Source organism: Desulfomarina sp. (assembly GCF_054039375.1).
Genome location: NZ_JBPLBA010000204.1, coordinates 1 through 5,444, shown reverse-complemented (window position 1 = coordinate 5,444; position 5,444 = coordinate 1). Strand labels below are relative to the sequence as shown.

Here is a 5,444-nt window from a genome sequence, read left to right as displayed (position 1 = left end):
TTCAGCAATCAAATACCAGCCGGATGATCTTTTCGGTGGAACAGATCATGGCTTTTGTCTCCAGGAATTTCACCATGGAGCCGGGAGATATCATTGTCACCGGCACACCCAGCGGGGTCGGGCCTCTCCAGGATGGAGACGTGGTGGAAGTTGAGATCGAGGGGATTGGTCTGTTGCGGAATCCTGTCAGAAGCGAATAAAATCTTGATTACCCATGAAACTCAGCCAAATTGTGGATTGGGCCTGTTTTCTCCGGCTTGCCTACGGTCAAAAACCCCTGGGAATCTCAACTTATAAGGAATTCAAATGAAAAAGTGTCAGTCCAGGTCATTTTGTATTCAGTCGAATGGGGTTTTGGAAAGACGCCGGAGAAAAAAGTCCCAATCCCCAGACTCACAAATAACAGGCTGAGTTTCATACGTAATCAGGTTATTTTTAAATTTGACCCGGCAACGCCCAGGTAGAACGCTGATTACCAACCAAACTCAGCCAGACAAAGCAGGTATATCACCGATCCAGTACCCGAAAACAACCATTTTGAAAAAATAAGGATAAGCATATATACGATATTTTACACTGTCATAGAATTTTCTTATAGATTATCCTATCAAGGTACCGCTGGAAACAGATTTTTTCAAATTACACCTCAATATATTCAGCTGCAAACTTTCACTCTTGACTTGTCGTTTGCGTAAACGTATAGTCGCGAAAAAGAGAATATTTTTTTCAACTGTTTCGGACAGAAAACATTTATAATGAACATATCAATACGATATTACAGAAAAACAGCACTGGCTGTTTCACTCTTTCTTTTCAGTTGCGCGTATTGCCCGCAGGCCATGTGCCGGGATTTTGATTTTAGTTCCGCCTGGCAGCAGTTGATTGAAAAAAGCAACGGTCTCCAGGCGGAACAGGCCAATATAAACCAGGCGGTTCACAAACAGAACGCGGCCAGAGATCTCTATCTGCCCCAGGTCAACCTGAACGGTGGATATCTCTACCTGGATGATAAAATCCAGCTCAGCCCCGATGACATCCTGGACAGCATGGAGGCGGGATCCATGATAGAGGGGCAGTTAGGTGCCCTGGGACAGGCCATGGGTTTTTCCCCTGAAGCATTGCAAAACGGTTTCACTTCCACCATCAGTGATCGTGAAATCAAAAGCAGCAGTCTCAGTCTGCTCTGGCCCATTTATACAGGAGGAAGAATCACGGCAGCTCAGGATATTGCGGGGGCCTCCGTAGCTGAAGCCAGAAAACAGCATGACCTCAAACTTTATGACCAGTTTCGGGAACTCTGTCGCCGCTACTTTGGAGTGGTCCTGCTCAGTCAGCTTCTCGACACCCGCACGGAGGTGGAAAACAGCCTGAAGATACATCTGCACCATGCACAACTCATGGTGGAAAACGGGCAGATTGCCCAGGTGGAAAAACTCCAGGCTGAAGCGTCCCATGACAAGGCGAAAGTGGACCGGAAAAAGGCGGCTTCCAGCCTGCGTATTGCCCGGGCTGCCCTGACTCGCCTCCTCCAGGAGGAATCGCCGGTAAAGCCCACCGCCCCCCTGTTCATCAACAGGAATCTTCCTGATCTCAACACATTTCTGAAAAAAACCCTGGCTGATTATCCGGCCCTGGCCATCCTTGAAGCAAAAAAACAGATGGCAAAAGACCTTGTCACTGTGGAAGAGGGAAAATACTATCCGGAAGTTGCTCTCCTCGGCAACTACAATCTCTATGAAGAAGACACTCTTGCCGGTAAAATGATGCCGGACTGGTTCATAGGTCTTGCTGTAAAAATCCCTCTTCTTGAACGATCAGGACGCGGAGGAAAACGTCTTGCCGCCAAAAGCCTCATAAAAAAAGTTGATGCCCTGGAAAAACAGGCCAGGGAAGATCTGTCGATTCTTGTGGAAAAGACCTACTGGCAGCTCAGGCAGGCCATCACTGAATATGACGGCCTGGGCTCCAGCCTGAAACTTGCGGAAAAAACCCTCGAACTGCGGGAAAAGGCCTTTGATCAGGGACTGGCAACTTCTCTTGATGTTGTCGATGCCCGTTTATACGTAGCAGGGGTAAAAAACCAACGCTCCCATGCCGCGTTTACCTATGTCACCCGACTGGCGGAGTTGCTGGCCATCAGTGGAGAACTCGACCTCTTTTCCACTTATCAACACTCTGTTCAACCCTGAAGGATTAACCATGCGAGTTTTAAAAACATTATTGCTGATTTCAATCGCGGCTGCCACGACAGGCTGGCTCTGTTACAGTTTCTGGATTGCCTACCAGCCTCCCCCGGTCATTATCCAGGGACAGATCGAAGCCCGGCAATACAGCATTTCCTCAAAAGTACCGGGACGTATTGACAGGATCATGGTGAAAAAGGGTGATCTCATAAAAAAAGGACAGCTGATTTTTACCCTGTACAGTCCTGAAATCGAGGCAAAACTGGTCCAGGCCAGAGCGGGAAAAGAGGCCGCTGATGCCCTGGCGGAAAAAGCGGAAAAAGGTGCCCGCGCCCAGGAAATTGCGGCAGCCCGGGACAAATGGCTGCAGGCAAAGGCTGCCCGGCAACTTCTGGAAAAGACCTACAGGCGCATAGAAAACCTGTACAAAGGCGGTGTTGTCGCCGAACAGAAAAGAGATGAAGTCCATATGAAACTGCAGGCGGCACGGTATACCGAAAATGCGGCGCTCCAACTCTATGAAATGGCCCGGGAAGGTGCCAGGGAGGAAACCAGGAAAGCTGCGGCCGGAAAGGCCCGTATGGCCGCGGGAGCAGTGGCTGAGGTCGAGGCCTATGCTGCGGATACACGGATCAAAAGTCACCATGACGGCGAGGTGGCGCAGATCCTCCTCAGGAGCGGAGAACTGGCACCCAGGGGATTCCCGGTTGTAACACTTCTTGACATGGCCGACAGCTGGGCTGTTTTCCATATCCGGGAAGATATGCTCAATCAGTATAACAAGGGTAAGGAACTGAAAGTGAGAATCCCGGCCCTGGGAACAGATAAGACATATACCTTCAAAGTAACCCATGTTGCCGTGATGGGTGATTTCGCCACCTGGCGTGCCACCAACACCAGTAAGGGCTTTGACATGCGGACCTTTGAAATCGAAGCCCGTCCCATGGAACCGATGGAAAATCTGAGGGTGGGAATGAGTGTACTTATCAATGAAAACACTGGAATGACTCAACCATAATGAAGTACAACCAAGGACAACAGAAAACCACTGAATGGTGGTTGTTATTGACCGATCCCTGGCTCTGTTCCCTTGTGACCTGGTTGTTTCCGGCAATTTCCCTGATCGTCTATGCCATTTTTTCCCAGGGTCTGGCAAGGGATCTGCCCATTGGTATCGTTGATCTTGATCACAGCCGCCTCTCCCGTACCATGGCCCGATATTACGACGCAAGCCCGACCCTTGCAGTAAACCACGTCTACACTTCACCGGCGGAAGGGATTGGGGCCATGCGAAGCGGGGAAATCTATGGTCTGATCATCTTCCCCGCAGATATGGAAAGAAACACGATTCGTGGCAACCCTCCCCAGGTTGACGGGTATTATAACAGTCAATTCCTGCTGATCGGCAAACTGGTGAAAAGTGCAATGTTCCAGGCCCACGCTACAGCAATTGCCGGAATAGAAGTCCTGAAAAACCTCAGTTCGAACATAATGGTTGTGGGCCAGGCAATGGCGGCGGCCGTTCCGGTTTCCAGCCAGACGACACCTCTTTTCAACAGTAACAGCAACTATGCACAGTTCCTTCTCTGTGCCATTATCCCCGCCATCTGGCAGATTTTTATCGTAGTGACCACTGTTCTTACCATTGCAAAAGAGCTGCGCAGAGAGGGTCTTGCCACCTGGCTTTCCCCCAATCCCCTTGCGGCACTGATAAAAAAACTGGCCCCCTGCACTCTGTTTTTCTGGTTGCACGGGATGCTCTTTCTCCTGGCCATATCCATTGTCGGCTGGCCCATGCATGGTGATCCGGGATTCCTTGTCTTCTGCCAGCTCCTCACTGTTCTCGGATGCCAGGCAATGGGAGCCCTGATCTTTTTTCTCAGCCGTGACCCGGCACGCAGCCTTGGTCTGGCGGCAGCTTATTCCGCGCCCGGCCTGGCCTTTATGGGGGTGACCTTCCCGGCCACTGACATGACCCTGCCCGCACGCATCTGGCGAAGCCTGCTGCCGGTCAGCCACTATATTGACATACAGATCGCCCAGATCAACTACGGCGTTCCACCCTCTCAGGCCAGGCCCCTGATAGAGAACCTGCTGCTGTTTTTCATTCCGGCCGTCCTCACCCTGCTCCTTGCCGTAAGGACAATGAACAGCGCACCAGCAGCAGGGGAGGCCGGAACATGACCCTGGCCAGACTGTTCAGATTTGAACTGAGGGCTGTCTTTACAAACCCTGCCCTGCTGCTCACGGTCTTCGGCGGGGTCCTGTTTTACAGTTTTCTCTATCCTCTGCCCTACGCGAATCAGCTGCCCAGGGAACAGAAAATCACCCTGGTCGACCTGGACGGAAGCCAGCTCAGTCGTAATCTTGCCCGGATGGTTGATGCAACCCCCCAGGTGAAAATTGTCCACCAGGCCCACAACCTGGACGAAGCAAAAAACGTGATGCTCAGGCAAAAACTTGCCGGAATCCTGGTCATCCCCAATCATTTCTACCGCGATCTGCTCCAGGGAAAAAGCCCGACTCTGGCCTATGGTGGAGACGCCAGCTATTTTCTTGTTTACGGTACCGTCCTCCAGGGAATGATGAGCGCCGGAAAAACTCTTGCAGCCCAGGTCAAGGTAAAACGGCTGCTCATTTCCGGCCGGCCCCTGCAACTGGCCAAAGAACAGTACAGCAGTGTCAGGCTGCAGCTCCACGCCCTGTTCAATGAAGCGGGAGGTTATGTGAATTATGTGATTCCTGCGGTTTTTGTTCTTATCCTTCACCAGACGCTGATCATGGGCGTGGGTATTCTTGGCGGTGCCCAGAATGAACAGGCCGCAGAAGGAGAGACACTTTACTGGCTCAAGGCGTCCCCCGGAAAACTCCTGCTGACTCGCAGCTTCATTTTTTTTATTATCTATACCCTGCTTTCCCTCTATTATTACGGTCCGGCCTTTAAGCTCTACGATATTCCACGTCTGGCGGATATCTCCAGACTGGCCCTGCTTAACCTGCCCTTTCTGCTGTCCGCAACATTTCTCGGCATAACCCTTTCCACCGTTCTTCCGCGAAGAGAGCTGGCCACGCTGGTCATTCTCCTCAGCTCCATGCCGATTGTCTTCGGCTCCGGGTTTATCTGGCCGCAGGAAGCCATTCCCTTTCCTCTTCTCCTGGTGATGCAGTTTGTCCCCGCGGTTCCCGCGATAAAAGCCTTTGTCATGCTCAATCAGATGGGGGCCGATATTCACCAGATCACCCCTCTTGTCACTCAACTCA

Annotated in this window: 5 protein-coding genes; all 5 read left to right on the top strand. The window is 51.4% G+C overall.

Annotated features, from left to right (window positions below; genetic code table 11):
* Nucleotides 1-200, top strand: a 200-nt coding sequence (locus tag ACXLDX_RS11740) for a fumarylacetoacetate hydrolase family protein (RefSeq protein ID WP_457577375.1), incomplete at its 5' end; no start/stop codon positions are given.
* A gap of 555 nt (nucleotides 201-755) precedes the next feature.
* Nucleotides 756-2,189, top strand: coding sequence for a TolC family protein (locus ACXLDX_RS11735; RefSeq protein WP_457577374.1), 1,434 nt, complete (start codon nucleotides 756-758; stop codon nucleotides 2,187-2,189).
* Between the two features lie 10 nt (nucleotides 2,190-2,199).
* On the top strand, nucleotides 2,200-3,201 hold the full coding sequence (locus ACXLDX_RS11730; protein WP_457577373.1) for an HlyD family secretion protein: 1,002 nt from the start codon (nucleotides 2,200-2,202) through the stop codon (nucleotides 3,199-3,201).
* Entirely contained in the window at nucleotides 3,201-4,367 is a 1,167-nt protein-coding gene (locus ACXLDX_RS11725; RefSeq protein ID WP_457577372.1) for an ABC transporter permease, read from the top strand. The genes ACXLDX_RS11730 and ACXLDX_RS11725 overlap by 1 nt, the downstream gene beginning before the upstream one ends.
* Nucleotides 4,364-5,444, top strand: a 1,081-nt coding sequence (locus tag ACXLDX_RS11720) for an ABC transporter permease (RefSeq protein ID WP_457577371.1), incomplete at its 3' end; no start/stop codon positions are given. The genes ACXLDX_RS11725 and ACXLDX_RS11720, both read left to right, overlap by 4 nt.

Bases quoted from the DNA above. Each gene is read 5' to 3' on its own strand.
- ACXLDX_RS11730 (WP_457577373.1), top strand. From the start codon at position 2,200: ATGCGAGTTTTAAAAACATTATTGCTGATTTCAATCGCGGCTGCCACG.
- ACXLDX_RS11725 (WP_457577372.1), top strand. From the start codon at position 3,201: ATGAAGTACAACCAAGGACAACAGAAAACCACTGAATGGTGGTTGTTA.
- ACXLDX_RS11735 (WP_457577374.1), top strand. From the start codon at position 756: ATGAACATATCAATACGATATTACAGAAAAACAGCACTGGCTGTTTCA.